Here is a 19,665-nt window from a genome sequence, read left to right on the forward strand (position 1 = left end):
AAAGTTTATTTTCCCGATAAAGTAGGGAAGACAAGCATTTTCAAACATACGTTTTCGTTTTACAATAAGAAGAGATGAGAATTCAGGAGGACATGAGATGACAAAAGATAAGTTGCTATTACTAGACGGTAATAGCTTGGCGTACCGCGCGTTTTTTGCGTTGCCACTTTTAACGAATGATAGTGGAATTCACACAAATGCAGCGTATGGTTTTACGACGATGCTACAGAGGATATTAGAAGAAGAGAAACCGACAAAAATGTTGGTAGCATTCGATGCTGGCAAAACAACATTCCGTCACGATACGTTTACAGAATATAAGGGTGGACGTCAGAAAACGCCCCCAGAATTATCGGAGCAATTTCCGTATATTCGTAAGTTGATTGATGCATATGGGATTAAGCGTTATGAGCTTGAGATGTATGAGGCAGATGACATTATTGGTACATTGGCGAAAGAAGCGGCAACGCAAAATATGGACGTCATTATCGTATCAGGTGACCGCGACTTAACACAGCTTGCGACAGAGCAGGTAACTGTTTACATTACGAAAAAAGGTATTTCGGAAATTGAGAAAAATACACCTGCATTTATCGAAGAAAAGTACGGGTTAACACCATTACAAATAATTGATATGAAGGGCTTAATGGGTGATGCTTCAGATAATATCCCTGGCGTGCCGGGTGTCGGTGAAAAGACAGCGGTGAAATTATTAAAAGAGCATGGGTCAGTTGAGGCGCTTTATGAGGCAATCGACACGTTGAAAGCTTCAAAAATGAAAGAAAAGCTTGTGGCAAATGAAGAGCAGGCGCATATGAGTAAGAAGCTTGCAACAATTTTTACAGAGGCGCCAATCGAGGTGTCACTTGCAGACCTTGCCTATAACGGGCCTAATGAGGAAGAACTTATCAATGTGTGGCAGGAGCTTGGTTTTAAATCATTGATTGAGAAAAGTGATTTTGTGGTCGAGGAAGAAGAACGAGCGCCGTTCGCATATGAAATTGTAGAAGATGTGAAGCCTGAACAGTTGAAAGATACGATGGCAGTACATGTAGAGCTTGAAGACGAGCATTACCATACTTGTCAGCAACTTGGACTGGCTCTAACGGATGGAACGGATACTTTTTATGTAACATTTGAGAATGCTGCCAAATCGGATACACTCCGATTATGGTTAGAGGATGCGACGAAAACGAAGTATATGGCAGACTCTAAGGCATCTCAAGCAGCGTTAAAACGTGCTGGTATTAAACTTGCTGGTGTTGAATTTGATTTACTACTAGCTTCATACATTAATAATCCTGCACTTAGTGGTGATGATGTAGCGACACTAGCGAGAGATCTTGGTTACCGTGATGTGCAAGCCAATGAATCCGTATACGGAAAAGGTGCAAAGCGTGCTGTACCAGAGCAAGATGTACTTGCTGAACATGTGAGCCGTAAAGCATTTGCTGTTTGGACACTGCAACCGAAACTTGAAACACTACTACGCGAAAACGAACAGTTTGATTTATATAAAAACCTTGAGCTGCCACTTGCTTCGATTTTAAGCGAGATGGAAAGTGAAGGGATTACGGTCAACCGAGCAACGCTTGAAAAGATGGGCCAAGAGTTAGGTGAAAAGCTGACTGTCATTGAGCAGGATATTTATGCGGAAGCTGGCGAAGCATTTAACATTAATTCACCAAAGCAACTAGGGGTTATCCTCTTTGATAAACTAGGATTACCTGTTATTAAAAAGACAAAAACAGGTTATTCAACAGCGGCTGATGTATTAGAAAAATTAAAACCAGAGCATGCCATTATTGAGCATATCCTCTTGTATCGTCAATTAGGGAAGTTACAATCGACATATATTGAAGGTCTATTAAAAGAAATTCATGAAGATGACGGGAAAGTGCATACGCGTTTCCAACAGGCATTAACGTCGACTGGTCGTTTAAGTTCTACCGACCCAAACTTACAAAACATCCCTGTCCGTTTAGAAGAAGGACGTAAAATTCGTCAAGCATTTGTGCCGTCGCATGAAAACTGGATATTGTTCTCTGCCGATTACTCACAAATCGAACTACGCGTACTTGCGCATATGTCAGAGGATAAAAACTTAGTGGAAGCTTTCCGTGAAGGAATGGATATTCATACACGTACGGCGATGGACGTGTTCCACGTATCTGCAGATGAAGTGGATAGCGATATGCGTCGTGCAGCAAAGGCTGTTAACTTTGGGATTGTGTACGGTATCAGTGATTATGGCTTGTCACAAAACTTAGACATCACACGTAAAGAGGCGGCGATATTTATTGAGAAATATTTGGCGAGCTTCCCTGGTGTAAAGGGTTATATGGACAATATCATACAAGATGCGAAATTCAATGGCTTTGTGACGACAATTTTAAATCGACGTCGCTATTTACCGGATATTACGAGCTCTAATTTTAACCTACGTAGTTTTGCAGAACGTACAGCGATGAATACGCCGATTCAAGGTTCGGCGGCCGATATTATTAAAAAAGCGATGATTGATATGGATGCACGCTTGAAAAAAGAAAATATGCAGGCGAAATTACTACTACAAGTGCACGATGAATTAATCTTCGAAGCACCACAGGAAGAATTAGCAATGCTAGAAAAAATCGTACCAGAAGTAATGGAAAATGCGATCGCGCTTGCCGTGCCATTAAAAGTGGATGTCAACTACGGTGCAACTTGGTACGAAGCAAAGTAAGGAGGCAGAGTGTATGCCTGAATTACCAGAGGTAGAAGGTGTCGTAAGGGCATTAAAACCAGAAATTGAGGGCAAAACAATAGAAAGTGTCGAGCTTTCAGAGACGATTCGCTTATCTTTTAGTGAGGGTAAGCAATGTATCGTCAAACAAGCTGAGCCTGATGCATTTGAAGCGGTACTTGCCGATACAACAATTACGAAAGTTGTGCGTCGGTCAAAATATATTTTTTTTCATTTGTTAAAAGAAGATGTGCCATATTTTTTAGTGAGTCATTTAGGAATGACAGGCGCGTGGTTTGTCGTTGATTCCCCGGATGATATTAGTGAGGCAAAATTTAAAAAGCATATTCATGCGACGTTTCATTTAACGGATGGTCGATTTTTAATTTATTCGGATATCCGACGTTTTGGGGAACTACGTTTTTTAGCGAATTTGGAGGATCATGCACCCCTAACCAAAATGGCCCCAGAGCCATTTGATGAGGAAGCTAGTGATTATTTCATTGCGAAAACTCTTTTGCCAAAATACGAGAAAAAGGCTATCAAAGAAGTAATTATGGATGGGCAAGTAATATCAGGTTGTGGCAATATTTACGCAACTGAAGCGTTATTCACAGAGAGGATTCACCCTGCACGTAAAGTGAATCGCATTAGTGAAAAGCGTAAACGAGCGCTATTTGATGCAGTTGTAGCTGTATTGCGTAAAAGTATTGAAGCGGGTGGCTCGACGATTTCAGATTACCGTAATATTAACGGCGAGGCTGGTAGTATGCAAAATCGGCTACAAATGTACGGCAAAAAGGTGTGCCCAGCGTGTGGGACACCAACGAGTCAAATGACAATTGGGGGACGCACGTCTGTCTTTTGTCCAAATTGTCAACATTAAAGGGGATTTAGCTTATGATTATCGGATTAACAGGCAGTATTGCAAGCGGAAAAAGTACAGTAGCGAAAATGATGAAGGAACTTGGCCTACCTATTGTTGATGCGGATGTTGTCGCACGTGTCGTGGTAGAACCAGGTACTGAGACGCTCGGAATAATTGCTCAAAACTTTGGGGAAGATATTTTACTTGAAGATGGCAATTTAAATCGGGCGAAACTTGGCGATATTATTTTTCACGAACCTGCTAAACGAAAAATCTTAAATGATATCATGCACCCGGCTATTCGTGCGGAAATGATCCGTCAACGTGATGCATTATTAGCAGCAGGCGAAAAGCATGTCGTGATGGATATTCCATTGTTATTTGAAAGTAAATTACAACATTTTGTTGAGCGCATTTTAGTTGTGTCGGTCAAAGAAGAAGTGCAACTACAACGTTTAATGGAACGTAACGCATTATCTAAAGAAGATGCACTTGCTCGCATTCATTCGCAATTGCCAGTTTCTGTGAAGGAAAAGGGTGCACACGCCGTTATTTACAATAATGAAAAGCTAGAACAAACGAAGGAGCAACTGGAAAAAATCCTTACTCATTGGGAAGTTATATAGTTTAGGTGCGTAGCGAAAAATCATCGCTATGCATTTTTTTTTATGCATTTCGACGAAAAATAAGCATAAACTTTGAGGGTATTATGTTCGCTTTATTTGTCAGAATAAAAGAACTTTTTTAATGTGAGTATTTAATGTTCATCTTTTTTAAAATTGTGTTATACTAATTTCGTATAGTATATAACTAATATGAAAACGTATTCACAGGAGGATTTACAAATGACAGTATCTATTGCTATTAATGGTTTCGGACGTATCGGACGTATGGTTTTCCGTCAAGCGATCGTACAAAAGGATTTAAATATCGTTGCGATTAACGCCAGCTATCCAGCTGAAACGTTAGCACATTTGATTAAGTATGACACAAATCACGGAACATTCGAAGGTACAATTGAAACAGCAGGCGATGCACTATTGGTAAATGGTAAGCGCGTACAAATTATTAGCGAACGTGACCCACTACAATTACCATGGGCTGCAATGGGCGTAGATATCGTTATTGAAGCAACTGGTAAATTCAACGAACGTGAAAAAGCGGCAATGCACATAGAAGCAGGCGCAAAAAAAGTTATCTTAACAGCACCAGGTAAAAACGAAGATATCACTGTTGTATTAGGTGTAAACGACGAATTACTTGATATTGAAAAACATGACGTGATTTCAAACGCTTCTTGTACAACAAACTGCTTAGCACCAGTAGCAAAAGTATTAAACGACACATTTGGCATTAACAACGGTTTAATGACAACGGTTCATTCATACACAAACGACCAAAAGAATCTTGATAACCCGCATAAAGACTTACGTCGAGCGCGTGGTTGTGCACAATCAATCATCCCGACATCAACGGGTGCTGCAAAAGCTTTAAGACTAGTATTACCAGAGCTAGATGGCAAGATTCATGGTATGGCACTACGTGTTCCAACTCCAAACGTATCCCTAGTAGATCTTGTTGTGGATTTAGATACTGATGTAACAGTGGAATCAGTCAATGCTGCATTTAAAAAAGCAGCCGCTGAAGGTCCGATGAAAGGTATTTTAGACTTCACAATGGAACCACTTGTATCGTCTGACTTCAATACAACAACTTTCTCATCTACAGTAGATGGTCTTTCTACAATCGTTATGGCTAGCCGTAAAGTGAAAGTACTAGCTTGGTACGATAATGAGTGGGGCTACTCTGCACGTGTAGTGGATCTTGCGAAAAAAGTTTCAAAAGCTCTAACAGCAGTAAACGCTTAATACGTAGAATTTAAACACACTGAAATCTTCTCGATTTCAGTGTGTTTTTTCGTGTGAATTAGTTGGTGAAATATACAATTTGCTATAGAGCGTGCATAATAGAAGGTAAGTTGTGCATGATTGCCATGAGTAAATGCATGATAGAAACATGTTGGTGTATGATTGACGTGCTTTCTTGTTGTATAAGGTCGATAGGAAGTGACTTAACTTCCGAAAAAGAAAGTGATTTTGTCCACGGGGGAAATTTTGTTATAATAGAAATACTAAATTGTAGGAAAATCAGGGGAGTAAATATATGAGATGTCCATCTTGCCAATTTAACGGAACACGTGTAGTAGATTCGAGGCCTGTAGATGATAATAAAGAAATACGTAGACGTCGTGAATGTGAGTCGTGTGGTTTCCGTTTTACAACGTTTGAAAAAATTGAAGAAACGCCATTAGTCGTTGTGAAAAAAGAAGGGTCACGCGAGGAGTTTAGCCGAGAAAAAGTACTGCGTGGTTTAATTCGCGCGTGCGAAAAACGTCCTGTCTCACTTGAAGTGTTAGAGGGAATGGTACTTTCAATTGAAAAAGATTTACGCCGTATCGGTAATGCAGAAGTGCGTTCTGAGGATGTTGGTGAAATGGTGATGGATCGCTTAGCGAAAATTGATGAGGTTGCTTATGTACGCTTTGCATCTGTCTATCGTCAATTTAAGGATATCAACGTATTCATTGAGGAATTAAAAGAAATTATCCAACGACAAACTGAGCAAAAATAATGTGGCAAAAAGAGAGGATGAATGGCGTTGATTCATTTGTATAAGGAGTTACAGCCATCGGATACTTTTGACATTCGCTTACCTCATGCGCTTTCAACGCAGGAACGTCAGCTGGTGACACTGTTTTATCAGCCATTAACTGGTGCTGAGCCGATTAGTTTGTATTTGACGTTATGGGCTGAGGCCGAGCAAATGAAGTCACAACATCTATCGCATTATTATTTAATGAATGTGCTTGGGATGCCAATTGGCAAAGTGTTTGAGGCGCGAGTTGCTTTAGAGGCAATTGGTTTGTTACGTACGTGGAAAAAAGAAAGTGAAGAACAGCGTTCCTTTTTATATGAACTAGCACGTCCACTTGATGCAGACAGCTTTTTGAAGGACCCGCTTTTGTCGATGTTTTTATTTAGTAAAATAGGAGAACAGGCGTATCGTAAGTTGCGTCAGCGCTTTATTTTACCGGCAAGAGAGGCGGAATACAAGGATGTATCGCGTGCTTTTATTGATGTTTATAAGCCAGTGAATACGAATATTCCAGCTGATTTACAAAGTGATGATGGCTTAAAAGTAAAGCCTCAAAAAGCATATCCTTTCTACTTTGAACAGTTCGACTTTAATTTATTACAAGCAGGGCTGTCTGAGCAGTTGGTACCGTCGAGTTTGCTGACACTTGAGGTGCGTGAAGCGATTGCGAAGCTTGCCTTCTTATATAATTTAACGGCGTTGGATATGCAAAAGGTCGTTATTTTAGCTCTCGATGATGATTTAGGTATTTCATTGGAACGATTGCGTAAGGCAGCAGCTGATTATTATAAGCTGACAGTTTCTAAGGAACCACCGAAACTTGCGCGTGTTTATGATACGCCGAGTGTCGAGGATACAGCCCAAATGACAAAGGATCAGGAATTGCAACATTATTTAGAGACAACACCGCCCGTACAAGTATTACGCGATATCAATAACGGCAAAGAGCCGCTACAAACATCTGTCCAGCTTGCGGATAGCTTAATTGTGCAACACGGCATGCCTGTTGGCGTAGTTAACGCGCTGCTAGAGTACGTTATGTTGACAACTGACATGAAGTTGCCGAAAAAATATGTAGAAACAATTGCTGACCATTGGGTGCGAAAAAATTTGCAAACAGCTAAAGAGGCAATGGAGCTTGCACGCAAAGAGCATGATAAATATACGGCTTGGAAAAACAAGCCGCAAACACCAAGTAAAACTAATAATTATACAAAAGGACGCTCGACTAATCGCCGTGAGGAAAAAGTGCCCGATTGGTTTTATAAGCGTAATGAAAAATCAGAAGAAGTACCGGCAGACAAGACAAGTACAGGCGGAACGGATTTTGAAAAAGAACGTCAAAAAATATTAGACAAGTTAGGCAATCAACAAAAGTAAGGTAGGTGAATAACCATCGAACCAATTAATGGACCGCTACAGCGCGCAGTAAAAGTACCATCTTTTAAAGAACGCTACGAGGCGATGCGTCGAGAAATTTTAGAAAATCCACGTGTGCAGGCTTTTTTAGCTGAACATATGGAGGAATTGAGCTATGACGCAATTGAACGCAATTTGCCAAAATTACAAGAATTTATTAATCAATCAACGGAATGTTGCGGCTGTGACAATACGGCTCATTGCACAAATTACTTAAAAGGCTTTATTCCGAAGTTGCGCACAGTACGAAATACAGTGGAAATCGATTATGTACGCTGTGAGCAAAAAATACGTGAGGATGATCGCCGTGATGTCGCTAATATGATTGCAAGTATGCATATGCCAAAAGATGTGCTACAAGCGACAATAGGTGATTTATTCATTGATGATTATTCACGTGTAGATATTGCAAATCGTGCTGCTGATTTTGTACAAAAAACGCGTGAAACAGGAGTATTACCGACAAAGGGCTTTTATCTATATGGTCAGTTTGGCGTTGGTAAATCATTTGTTTTAGGTGCACTAGCAAATGAGCTTGCGACGCTTAAAGTGAAATCTGTAGTCGTGTTTGTACCAGAATTTTTACGAGAAATGAAAAATGCTATTGGTGATAATACGTTGCAAGAGAAAGTTGATTACGTGAAAAAAGCACCTGTACTGATGCTCGATGATTTAGGAGCGGAAACGATGTCGGCTTGGACACGTGATGAAATACTCGGGACAATTTTTCATTATCGTATGGCCGAGCAATTGCCGACTTTTATTACGTCGAACTTTAATTATGATGAGCTAGAGCATCATTTAGCACAATCACAAAAGGGCGATTTAGAGGTCGTGAAAGCGGCGCGTATTATGGAGCGCATTAAGGCGATTACCGAGCCCGTTCAAATGGGTGGGAAAAATCGCCGAGGGTAATTTTGAAGGTTGCATTTTATGACAATCGAGCGTATACTGTCACATATAATATATATCAATGAAATGCATTGATGAGGACATGAATCTTGTGTATCTGCTTTTAGAGAGGGAAGTCGCCGGCTGTAAGCTTCCTAGTATGAGCATATGATTTACTACCTACTGAGCAGCGAAAGGGAATAATCTTTCGCCGGTACTAGCCCGTTAGCTAGCCTTGAGCTTCGTCTGACTTTTTAGTCGGAAGGAAGAAGGGTGGAACCACGAGCATACGCTTCGTCCCTTTCGTTAGGGACGGGGCTTTTTTGTTTTTCAGGCGATTTTTGAAGTAAGTCGCTTAACATCGGTGGTAAATCGCTCAACATAAGGCGAATACGAAATTTCCGTCGCATCATGCATCACAATTAAACCTAAGAAGGAGTGCAAACAAAATGTCAGATATGATTAAATTAACTTTTCCAGATGGCGCAGTAAAGGAATTTGCAAAGGGCACATCTACTGATGATGTCGCATTATCAATTAGTCCAGGTCTTCGTAAAAAAGCTTACGCAGGTAAAGTAAACGGTGAGTTAGTCGACTTAAAAACACCAATTGAAGAAGATGCAACAATTGCTATTATTACTCAAGATGATGCAGAAGCACTTGAAATTCTACGTCACTCAACAGCCCACCTAACTGCACAAGCGGTGAAACGTCTATACCCTGACGCTAAATTAGGAATTGGCCCAGTGATCGAAGGTGGTTTCTACTACGATATCGATTCACCAACACCAATCACTGCAGAAGATCTACCTGTAATCGAAAAAGAAATGAAAAAGATCATTGCTGAAAACTTTGAAATCGAACGCAAAAACGTTTCACGTACTGAAGCACAAGCGATCTTCACAGAAATTGACGATGAATACAAATTAGAACTGCTTGAGGCTATTCCAGCTGATGAGCAAGTGTCAATTTATTACCAAGGTGAATTTTTCGATCTTTGCCGTGGTATTCATGTACCATCAACAGGGAAACTTCGTGAATTTAAACTTCTTTCATTAGCAGGTGCTTATTGGAGAGGGAACTCTGATAACAAAATGCTACAACGTATTTACGGTACAGCTTTCTTCAAAAAAGAAGAGCTAAAACATCACCTACAAATGCTTGAAGAAGCAAAAGAACGTGACCACCGTAAAATCGGTAAAGAATTAGAGTTATTCACAACTTCACAAAAAGTCGGTCAAGGGTTACCACTTTGGTTACCAAATGGTGCGACAATTCGTCGTGTGATTGAGCGTTATATCGTGGATAAAGAATTATCTCTTGGTTATAAACATGTGTACACACCAGTACTTGGTTCAAAAGAACTTTATCAAACTTCTGGTCACTGGGATCATTACCAAGATTCTATTTTCCCTCCAATGGAAATGGATAATGAAACATTAATTTTGCGTCCAATGAACTGCCCTCACCATATGATGGTGTACAAAAATAGTATGCACTCTTACCGTAGCTTACCATTACGTATCGCTGAACTTGGTACAATGCACCGTTATGAAATGTCAGGTGCTGTTTCAGGACTACAACGTGTACGTGGGATGACTTTAAACGACGCACATATCTTTGTTCGTCCAGATCAAATTAAAGCAGAATTCCAAAAAACAGTTCAGTTAATCCAAGAAGTTTATAAAGACTTCGATTTAAACGATTACTCATTCCGCCTGTCATACCGTGATCCGGCAGATACTGAGAAATATTTCGATGACGATGCGATGTGGGAAAAAGCACAAAGTATGTTAAAAGAAGCAATGGATGAACTTGGCTTAGATCACTTCGAGGCTGAAGGCGAAGCTGCATTCTATGGTCCTAAACTTGACGTACAAGTAAAAACTGCAATTGGTAAAGAAGAAACTTTATCTACAGTTCAACTTGACTTCTTATTACCAGAACGCTTTGATTTAACGTATGTTGGTGAAGATGGTAAACCACATCGTCCGGTTGTTATTCACCGTGGTGTTGTATCAACAATGGAACGTTTCGTAGCCTTCTTAATCGAAGAATACAAAGGTGCCTTCCCAACTTGGTTAGCACCAGTACAAGTAGAAGTGATTCCTGTATCGAATGAAGCACACTTCGATTATGCAAAACAAATCGAAGAACAATTAACAGCTGCAGGCTTACGTGTAGAAATGGATGACCGAGAAGAAAAACTAGGTTACAAAATCCGTGAAGCACAAATGAAAAAAATCCCGTACATGCTTGTCATTGGGGATAAAGAAGTAGAAGCTGGTGGCGTAAACGTTCGTCGTTACGGCTCTAAAGATTCAGAAACAATTAGCTTTGAAGAATTCTTGGCAAATATTAAAGCGGAAGTAGCTCGCTTCTAATTTTTAACATGATTAAATGAAAGACCTCGTCCCAAAATAGGAACGAGGTCTTTTTCTATTAAATGCGGAATTGATTGACCGCATTTTGTAAATCGATTGCACGGTTACTTAAGTCATTTGAGACAGCGCTAATTTCTTGCATTGTCGATAATTGTTGTTGTGAAGCCTCTGTTGAACTTTCAGCTTGTTCAGCTGTAGTTTTCGCAGCTATTGCGATTTCAGTAACAGAAGCGGCTACCTCTTCAGCTGCTGCAGAAATTTCTTCTGTGATGGCAGAAATATCTTCAATCTGTGATTTCATATCGTCTACGGCATTTTCGATTTGGCTAAATGATGTGCCAGCTTCGTTAATAATCCCAACTCCAGCTTCTACAGTTTGTAAACTTTCTTGAACTGCTTTTTCCACATTTTTCGTTTCTGTTTGAATTTCATTTGTTAATGCGACGATTTGACTTGCGGATGCATTTGATTCTTCAGCGAGTTTACGTACTTCATCAGCTACAACGGCAAAGCCTTTACCATGTTCTCCGGCACGTGCAGCTTCAATGGCAGCGTTTAGTGCCAGTAAGTTAGTTTGTTCTGTAATGCTTGTGATTACGCGCGAGATGCTTTCAATTTCTTCGGATTGCTTACTTAATTTTTGAATGAGTTCAGTTGTTAACTTAGTTGATTCGTAAATTGTTGTCATTTGCTTGCTAGCAGAATTGATATTTGTTGCCCCTTGATCGGCTATTTCTGCTGTATCAGAAGCTTTATTGTGTAGCATTTGTGAAGATTCAGCAATCCGCTGAATTGCAGAAGCAGTTTCATCCATCGCTACTGCACTTTCCTGAGCAGTTTGTGCTGCTGATAGCGTATTTTGAGCACCTAGTTCAGAACGCTGTGCCATCTCAATGGCTGAGGCAGTCACTTCTTCGGTTGATGCACTTAACTCTTCAGCAGACGAACTTAAATGAGTAGCATTGTCTGATAAATGTATGATTAGCTTTTGTAATGAATCCTTCATTACATTGAACGAAGTTGTTAATTGTCCTATTTCGTCTTTTGATTTTATTTCTAATGTAGGAACGCTTAAATCACCATCGGCAATTTGTTGTACGTTAATTTGTAAATTTCTTAATGGCATAGCGATTAATCGATTTAACATGAATGAAGTTGCAATTCCGATGAAAATAGCAATAATAAAAATTAGAGTGCCAGTATATAACGATTGTTGTGCTTTTTTATCGGCCTCAAGTATTGCATTATCAAAAAAAGTACTGATTAATATTGTTAATTCACCTGTTGATGCAATTGCTTGTGTGCTTTTTTCTTTTACATCTGTCACGTAGTAGGCAGCTGCAGTAGTTACATCCTTCGTATCATTAAGATTAATAGTTTCATTTACACTTTTTTCAAGCGCCTCAACATCTCGGATAACATCTTTTAGTAACAGTTGTGCTTCATCGTTTTTGAGTGTTGTATTTAACTCTTGAGTGTTTTTATTTATTTGTTGCTGCACTTCTTTAACTAGACCAAGTGCTTCTTGATCGCCCAGTAGATAGCTCTGTACCTGTGTCATTTGCATTTGTGTGTAGTATTCAATGTCGGAAGCTAGTTTTAATTGCGGTAATCCGACTGTTATTGTGTTGTTGTATTGCGATTCGATGCTACGTAATTGCCAGAAAGAAGCGGTACATGCGAGTAATGTTACAATAACAGAAATGCCAATGCTTAATAAAAGTTTTTTACGAATAGTCATTTGCTTTTCCTCAATTCGTTAGAATATTTGTACTTTCATAATAATCATAAAACAAATACCAAGAAATGTTAAGGTAATATTTGGCATTAAGTATTTTTGTCTTAATTTTGAAATTAATAAATAATCGTGTATATTATAGTAGGAAGAAACACGAGTGTTCCTATCGTAATTTAGTAGTAGAATCGAGCTTATATATGGATGATATAAAATATAGTTGACTTTCAAAAAAAGACATGATACTATTGTGAAGGTTAATGAATACAAAGTTTGTGGTTGAAGTAGAGGCTGCCCGCTTCTCACCTGATTAACGCTCTTTATGAGTTGTTTCAAGGTTATGACACGTTGAATTGTTTTACGCTTTGATGGCGTATGCACATATAGCGGGCGGACATCTTCAAAATGTCCGTCTTTTTTTTATGGACAGACGCTAGAAGGTTGTACCGTTCAACCGGGCAAGGCTTTGCCCAAACCATGTATTCGCGACAACTACTTGGAGGTGGATTACTATTAGCAAAGACATGTATGTAAACGAAGGCATTCGCGCACGTGAACTTCGATTAATCGATCACAATGGTGACCAGCTTGGTGTAAAGACACGTAATGAAGCGTTGGAAATCGCCACTCGTGTAAACTTGGATCTTGTCCTTGTGGCCCCTCAAGCCAAGCCGCCAGTCGCTCGTATCATGGACTATGGTAAATTTAAGTTTGAACAGCAAAAGAAAGACCGCGAAATTCGTAAAAATTCAAAAGTAATCGTGATGAAAGAGGTTCGTTTGAGCCCGTCAATCGATGAAAATGATTTCCAAACGAAGCTACGTAACGCTATCAAATTCCTTGAAAAAGGCGATAAAGTTAAATGTAGCCTACGTTTCAAAGGTCGTGCGATTACACACAAAGAGATTGGTCAGCGTGTGCTAGATCGTTTTGCTGAAGCTTGTGCTGAAGTGTCTACGGTTGAACAAAAGCCGAAGATGGAAGGCCGAAGCATGTTCTTAGTTCTTCAACCAAAGAACGAGAAATAATATTAAACGAACAGTTTAGGAGGAATTCGACATGCCAAAAATGAAAACACACCGTGGAGCTGCGAAACGTTTCAAAAAAACGGGTACTGGGAAATTAAAATTTGACCGTGCTTTTGGTAGCCACTTATTCGCTAACAAATCTACAAAAGCTAAACGTAAACTACGTAAAGCTAAAATCGCTACATCTGGTGATTTCAAACGTATCCGTACGTTACTTACTTACATGAAATAAGATCGAACAAAAACATAAAATTCATTTTTAAATGAAAAGCAGGAGGTAATTAGTATGCCACGCGTAAAAGGCGGAACAGTAACGCGCAAGCGTCGTAAAAAGGTTTTAAAATTAGCAAAAGGTTATTACGGTTCAAAACATACATTATACAAAGTTGCTAACCAAGCAGTAATGAAGTCAGGTCAATATGCATACCGTGACCGTCGTCAAAAGAAACGTGATTTCCGTAAATTATGGATCACTCGTATCAACGCAGCTGCTCGCATGAACGGTCTTTCATATAGCCGTTTAATGTACGGTTTAAAACTTGCTGGTATCGAAGTTAACCGTAAAATGTTAGCTGACCTAGCTGTAACTGATGCACAAGCATTCACACAACTAGCAGATGCTGCTAAAAGTGCAATTGCTAAATAATTTTTGATTATGTCAAAAATATTTACATTTAAGGCTGATGGATTTTTCCGTCAGTCTTTTTTTCTAGCTAAGGAGGTAGTTATGGCACAGGCTCTACTTGCTTATATGGCAGTTGTTTCACTTGTATTGCTCGTTTTCATGGGGATGGATAAATCTCGTGCGAAAAAGCAGGAGTGGCGAATTGCTGAACGTACATTATTTACTCTAGCAATCTGTGGTGGTGCTGTTGGTGGTGTACTAGGCATGTATCTATTTCGCCACAAAACGCGTCATAATAGCTTCGCATTCGGCTTTCCATTACTGGCCGCGTTGCAAATATTCATGATTGTGCGTTTATGGGGCATCTCTCTTTAGTTGGGAGGTGCTTTTTATGTGTTTGTAAGGTTGGTGTAGATAATTTAATAAAGTTATCCGATAAAATTAGTAAACTGTTTGATAAATCTAAAATTCGATTCGATAACAAAAAAATACGCCCTCAGTTCGAGGACGTATCGCGCATAAGCTGTTCAATAGGTTGTTTCCAGTTAATTTTTGCATTTGGGTAGCTCGTTAAAATCTCTTGTTGCAGGTATTCGAAGTCATTTTTTGTGAGACCTTGCAATGTAGCGGCGTCACGTGCACCGATGAAAATTGTCACGATTTCAAAAGCATCTTCTGTAGTGCCTAAGTATTTTTCGCCTTCAAAAAGTGCACCCTTGTAGGAGATGAAGAAATTCTTACGGACATTTTTGACATCATCATAAAAATAATATTGGTTTTTTTCGTAGGCCTCGTCCAGTTTTCGCTTTGGGTCTGTTATATAACGAATCGCTTTATAAAATACATAAATAATAAGCGCAATGACAGCAAGTCGAATTAGTAATGGCAACATGTTAGATTTTCCCCCTTGTATAAAGGTTATTCTTTTCTATACGATTAGGGGGTGCAATTAGTTTCATTTTTCAAAAAAAAAAATTAGGAGAAATATAATGAATTTACAAAAACTGTTTGAAATGCAAAAAGGGCTAGATACCTTTATCGAGAAAACGCAGAAGATTGAGCGCGATGTTTTTAAGGAGAAGGGACTTGCACTCATGGTAGAGCTTGCAGAGCTTGCTAATGAAACACGGTGCTTTAAATTTTGGAGCACGAAGGGTCCTTCTGAACGAAATGTAATTTTAGAAGAGTATGTAGACTCAATCCACTTTATTTTATCACTGGGCTTACTCAAAGGCTTTACGGCAATCGAGAAGTGGCCAGTTATTGAAGAAAAGCAGGATTTAACAGAAATTTTCTTAATGACGCAAAATACAATTTTAACGTTTATCCACAATCCGACAGAGGATGACTACCTAGCTATTTGGCAATGCTATGGATTAATTGCTTATAATTTAGGTTTTAGCTTTGAAGATGTGGTGCGTGCGTATATAGAAAAAAATGAGGAAAATTATAAACGCCAACGTACGGGCTATTAGCGAAAAACCTTATGCAAACACATTCATTGTGTTTCATAAGGTTTTTTTTGCCTAAAAGAGGGAAAATTCTTTAAACATAAAGCGTAACATAAAATTATAAAGAAATATGCCGAAAATACGGCTGTATTGTAAACACTATGTAAAGAAAATGTTAAAACTCTGCTGAAGGTCAACACAGAAGGGCGCGATTTTTTATAATGAATGTGATCAAACATGAAGGAGTGGCAACATGGAGTTAAATTGGCAGGAAATGATTTTCGAATTCTTAGGAGGTCTAGGGCTCTTTTTATTTGCAATTAAATATATGGGCGATGGTCTGCAAAAAGCAGCTGGAGACCGTTTAAGAGATATATTAGATCGTTTTACGACCAATCCATTTATGGGTGTATTAGTTGGTATTTTTGTCACAGTACTTATTCAGTCGAGCTCAGGGACAACCGTCATTACGGTCGGTTTAGTTAGCGCTGGCTTTATGACATTACGACAAGCGATTGGTGTCATCATGGGGGCGAATATCGGGACGACAGTTACTGCCTTCATCATCGGGATAGATGTAGGGGAATATGCATATCCTATTATGGCACTTGGGGCAGTCCTGCTATTTTTCTTTAAGAAAAGTAAAATTCAAAATATTGGTCAAGTATTATTCGGCTTCGCGGGCTTATTTATCGGCCTAGAGTTGATGTCGAGCGGTATGAAACCTTTACGCGAATGGCCGGCTTTTATTGATTTAACTCTAAATATGAGTGATTCGCCGTTTCTAGGCGTCATTGTTGGTACGATTTTTACGTTAATTGTACAGTCATCTTCTGCAACAGTAGGTATTTTACAGGGCTTATATGCAGAAAACTTAATAACGCTTGATGGTGCGTTACCAGTACTTTTCGGTGATAATATCGGGACAACGATTACTGCGATTTTGGCAGCATTAGGGGCTTCTGTTGCGGCAAAGCGTGCAGCGGCAACGCACGTATTATTTAATGTATTTGGTTCAATTATTTTCTTGCTCATCCTTGGATTATTTACGAATTATATCGAGTGGATTTCGGGCGTATTAGGATTAGAACCTAAAATGCAAATTGCTTTTGCACATGGATCGTTCAACGTTGCTAATACACTTATTCAGCTACCATTAATAGGTGTTTGGGCTTATGTCGTGACGAAACTAATTCCAGGTGAGGACACAATTGTTGAATATAAACCGCAGTTCTTAGATTACTCGTTGATTACAAAATCGCCAGGTATTGCGTTAGGACAAGCAAAACAAGAGGTTGTGCGTATGGGTGATTTTGGTGTACAAGGCTTACTTGCATCACTCGATTATTTAAAAACAATGGATACGAAGCAGGCAAACACAGCTGCACAATTAGAAGAGGCAATTAATAATCTCGATCAAAAAACAACGGATTATTTAGTTAGCTTATCGAAGCAATCATTATCAGGTGCAAATTCTCATATCCATCATGCGTTACTTGAAAATATTCGGGATATTGAGCGTGTTGGTGATCATGTAGAAAACTTAATCGAGCTTATTGACTATAAAGAATCGAACCGCATAAAACTTAGTCAAGAAGCAACGCAAGAGCTAGAGGAAATGTTTGAGCTTGTCATTGATACAGTAAAAGTAGCAATGCAGGCACTTGATACACGCGATGTGTCGTTGGCACAGCAAGTGAGAGAGCAAGAAAACCGTATTGATGAAATGGAACGTAAATTACGCAAACGCCATATTCGACGTTTGAATGAAGGTATTTGCTCGGGCTCAGCAGGCATTGTATTTGCGGATATTATCAGTAATCTAGAACGTATTGGCGACCATGCCAACAACATTGCTGACACAATTTTTGAACAAGATTAAGATAAATAAGCATTCTTTCGGGAATGCTTATTTTTTACCTCAATTTTCAGACGATTTATTAGAAATATTTCGGTAAACGAATTATAATAGGGGAAGACATAAGATTTAGGAGGAAAAATCATGACGCAATTAGATTCAACATTGCAAATGTTTAAAGATTTAACAGATGCAAATGGTATCCCAGGTAACGAACGTGCACCACGTGAAGTGATGAAACAATACATTGCACCTTATGCAGATTCAATTGAAACAGATAATTTAGGTAGCCTAATCGCCAAAAAAGTGGGCGATGAAAATGGTCCTAAAATTATGGTCGCAGGACACTTAGATGAAGTCGGCTTCATGGTAACACAAATCGATGACAAAGGATTTATCAAATTCCAAACTGTTGGCGGTTGGTGGAGCCAAGTAATGCTTGCACAACGTGTGACGATTACAACTCGTAAAGGCGAAGAAATTATCGGGGTAATCGGTTCTAAACCACCTCACATTTTACCGGCTGAAGTACGCAACAAAGTCGTAGATATTAAAGATATGTTCATCGATATCGGTGCAGCTTCTAAAGATGAAGTACTTGGATGGGGCGTTAGTCCTGGCGATATGGTGACACCATATTTTGAATTCAACGTCATGAAAAACGACAAATACTTATTAGCAAAAGCTTGGGATAACCGTATTGGTTGTGCTATTGCAATTGATGTGATGAAAGCATTAAAAGATGAAAAACATCCAAACATTTTGTACTCAGTGGGCAATGTACAAGAGGAAGTCGGCCTACGTGGTGCGAAAACGTCTACATTCAAAATCCAACCAGATATCGGATTTGCAGTGGATGTAGGTATTGCAGGAGATACACCTGGAGTAACTCCAAAAGAATCAAATAGTAAAATGGGTGCTGGCCCACAAATCGTCGTGTTCGATGCATCGATGGTATCACACCGTGGCTTACGTGAATTTGTACTAGATGTAGCAGAAGAAAATAACATCCCTTATCAATTTGAGGCGATGGCTGGTGGCGGTACGGATGCTGGCTCTATTCACGTAACTGCAAACGGTATCCCTGCACTATCAATCGGTATTGCGACACGCTACATCCACTCACATGCGGGAATTTTACATCGTGACGACTACGATAATGCCGTTAAATTAATCGTAGAAGTGATTAAGAAATTAGACCGTGATGCAGTGAATAAAATTATTTTTGACTAAATACGTAAAGTGAGCTTGCCTTCAGAGGTAGGCTCTTTTTTCTCAATGGAGTTACATAAAATAATAAAATTGCTAATTGACAAAATTGTAAATTTTTAGTAAGGTCACTAGTGATTAATAGGGGTGAGGTTGTAAAGCATGAATGAACAAAAAAGTAAGGTTCTACGTGAGCGCCGCACACAGCATATTTTGCAGGCAGCTTTTAAAGTTTTTGTGAGGAAGGGTTTTGAGTGGTCGACAATGCAGGATGTGGCACATGAGGCAGAGCTTGGTGTTGCAACAGTATTTCGTTATTTCCCAAAGAAGAATAAGCTAATTATTGCGGTGATCAGGCAAATATTAGAGCAAAGTCTACCGACATTTGAAAAAATATTACAAAGTGGTGGGACGAGCTATGAGAAATTTGAAAAGGTACTCAATCACTACATAAAGTTATCAGAACCAGAATTATTAGATAAGATGAAGCTACTTGAAGCATTTGAGACGTATGTAGCATTTTCACAGGAACCACTTGAAGATATCGCTCAATACTACGAGGCCTATGCTAATATTACGAATACTATTGCGCAAATGATTCGTGAAGGACTTGAGGATAAGTCTGTACGAGAAGACATTTCAATAGAAGCAACGATGAGTGCCATGGCAAATGTGTTTGGCATTTTTGGAAGAAAGCTATCATTTTTTGAAAGTGCGCGAATGGGAACGTTGGATTTCATTCCAACCGATCAAGCGATGATTGTGAAAAATATATTTTTAGATTATTTAAAACCGAAACACTAATCTAAAGACTACA

At 39.2% G+C, this 19,665-nt stretch carries 18 protein-coding genes; 16 read left to right on the forward strand and 2 right to left on the reverse strand.

The features are described from left to right. Nucleotides 1–97 precede the first annotated feature (97 nt). From polA to thrS, 8 genes are all read left to right on the forward strand, one after another. The gene (gene polA, locus AEA09_RS03240; RefSeq protein ID WP_053582477.1) at nt 98–2,725 is read left to right on the forward strand and encodes a DNA polymerase I; all 2,628 of its coding nucleotides are present in this window, start codon (nt 98–100) and stop codon (nt 2,723–2,725) included. A 13-nt stretch (nt 2,726–2,738) separates the two neighbouring features. Further along, a complete protein-coding gene (mutM, locus tag AEA09_RS03245) occupies nt 2,739–3,611 on the forward strand; it encodes a bifunctional DNA-formamidopyrimidine glycosylase/DNA-(apurinic or apyrimidinic site) lyase (RefSeq protein ID WP_053582478.1) in 873 nt (290 codons plus the stop codon). A 14-nt stretch (nt 3,612–3,625) separates the two neighbouring features. Continuing rightward, nucleotides 3,626–4,219, forward strand: coding sequence for a dephospho-CoA kinase (coaE, locus tag AEA09_RS03250; protein ID WP_053582479.1), 594 nt, complete (start codon nt 3,626–3,628; stop codon nt 4,217–4,219). 219 nt (nt 4,220–4,438) lie between these two features. Beyond that, nucleotides 4,439–5,461 carry a glyceraldehyde-3-phosphate dehydrogenase gene (locus tag AEA09_RS03255; protein WP_053582480.1) on the forward strand — a complete coding sequence of 341 codons (1,023 nt, stop codon included), beginning with the start codon at nt 4,439–4,441 and terminating at the stop codon, nt 5,459–5,461. Nucleotides 5,462–5,756: 295 nt separating this feature from the next. Continuing rightward, on the forward strand, nt 5,757–6,224 hold the full coding sequence (nrdR, locus tag AEA09_RS03265; protein WP_053582482.1) for a transcriptional regulator NrdR: 468 nt from the start codon (nt 5,757–5,759) through the stop codon (nt 6,222–6,224). Nucleotides 6,225–6,245: 21 nt separating this feature from the next. Then, nucleotides 6,246–7,628, forward strand: coding sequence for a replication initiation and membrane attachment family protein (locus AEA09_RS03270; protein ID WP_245622770.1), 1,383 nt, complete (start codon nt 6,246–6,248; stop codon nt 7,626–7,628). A 24-nt stretch (nt 7,629–7,652) separates the two neighbouring features. Beyond that, complete coding sequence (gene dnaI / locus AEA09_RS03275) at nt 7,653–8,582, forward strand: primosomal protein DnaI (RefSeq protein ID WP_245622851.1); 930 nt, start codon at nt 7,653–7,655, stop codon at nt 8,580–8,582. A gap of 425 nt (nt 8,583–9,007) precedes the next feature. Further along, nucleotides 9,008–10,942, forward strand: a complete 1,935-nt coding sequence (thrS, locus tag AEA09_RS03280; protein WP_053582484.1) for a threonine--tRNA ligase — start codon at nt 9,008–9,010, stop codon at nt 10,940–10,942. A 58-nt stretch (nt 10,943–11,000) separates the two neighbouring features. Here the strand turns inward: thrS and AEA09_RS03285 are convergent, their stop codons facing one another. Continuing rightward, a complete protein-coding gene (locus AEA09_RS03285; protein WP_053582485.1) occupies nt 11,001–12,683 on the reverse strand; it encodes a methyl-accepting chemotaxis protein in 1,683 nt (560 codons plus the stop codon). Between the two features lie 518 nt (nt 12,684–13,201). On the opposite strand from AEA09_RS03285, the gene infC reads away from it, so the two are divergent. From infC to AEA09_RS03305, 4 genes are all read left to right on the forward strand, one after another. Continuing rightward, nucleotides 13,202–13,705, forward strand: a complete 504-nt coding sequence (gene infC, locus AEA09_RS03290; protein ID WP_053582486.1) for a translation initiation factor IF-3 — start codon at nt 13,202–13,204, stop codon at nt 13,703–13,705. A gap of 31 nt (nt 13,706–13,736) precedes the next feature. Further along, nucleotides 13,737–13,937, forward strand: coding sequence for a 50S ribosomal protein L35 (rpmI, locus tag AEA09_RS03295; RefSeq protein ID WP_053582487.1), 201 nt, complete (start codon nt 13,737–13,739; stop codon nt 13,935–13,937). 54 nt (nt 13,938–13,991) lie between these two features. Further along, a complete protein-coding gene (gene rplT, locus AEA09_RS03300) occupies nt 13,992–14,351 on the forward strand; it encodes a 50S ribosomal protein L20 (RefSeq protein ID WP_053582488.1) in 360 nt (119 codons plus the stop codon). Nucleotides 14,352–14,432: 81 nt separating this feature from the next. Continuing rightward, on the forward strand, nt 14,433–14,705 hold the full coding sequence (locus AEA09_RS03305; protein WP_053582489.1) for a DUF1294 domain-containing protein: 273 nt from the start codon (nt 14,433–14,435) through the stop codon (nt 14,703–14,705). 121 nt (nt 14,706–14,826) lie between these two features. On the opposite strand, the gene AEA09_RS03310 is transcribed toward AEA09_RS03305, so the two are convergent. Beyond that, entirely contained in the window at nt 14,827–15,222 is a 396-nt protein-coding gene (locus tag AEA09_RS03310) for a hypothetical protein (RefSeq protein WP_053582490.1), read from the reverse strand. 97 nt (nt 15,223–15,319) lie between these two features. Between AEA09_RS03310 and AEA09_RS03315 the strand changes: the two genes are divergently transcribed. The 4 genes from AEA09_RS03315 to AEA09_RS03330 all read left to right on the forward strand — a co-directional run bounded on the left by AEA09_RS03315 (nt 15,320) and on the right by AEA09_RS03330 (nt 19,652). Beyond that, the gene (locus AEA09_RS03315) at nt 15,320–15,805 is read left to right on the forward strand and encodes a dUTP diphosphatase (RefSeq protein ID WP_053582491.1); all 486 of its coding nucleotides are present in this window, start codon (nt 15,320–15,322) and stop codon (nt 15,803–15,805) included. Nucleotides 15,806–16,034: 229 nt separating this feature from the next. Continuing rightward, a complete protein-coding gene (locus AEA09_RS03320; protein WP_053582492.1) occupies nt 16,035–17,663 on the forward strand; it encodes a Na/Pi cotransporter family protein in 1,629 nt (542 codons plus the stop codon). A gap of 120 nt (nt 17,664–17,783) precedes the next feature. Next, nucleotides 17,784–18,872, forward strand: coding sequence for a M42 family metallopeptidase (locus AEA09_RS03325; RefSeq protein WP_053582493.1), 1,089 nt, complete (start codon nt 17,784–17,786; stop codon nt 18,870–18,872). A gap of 138 nt (nt 18,873–19,010) precedes the next feature. Next, nucleotides 19,011–19,652: a TetR/AcrR family transcriptional regulator gene (locus AEA09_RS03330; RefSeq protein WP_053582494.1), complete on the forward strand. Its 642-nt coding sequence runs from the start codon at nt 19,011–19,013 to the stop codon at nt 19,650–19,652. The last annotated feature ends 13 nt before the right edge of the window (nt 19,653–19,665 follow it).

The sequence above is a fragment of the Lysinibacillus contaminans genome (assembly GCF_001278945.1).
GTDB classification, from domain to species: Bacteria; Bacillota; Bacilli; order Bacillales_A; family Planococcaceae; genus Lysinibacillus; species Lysinibacillus contaminans.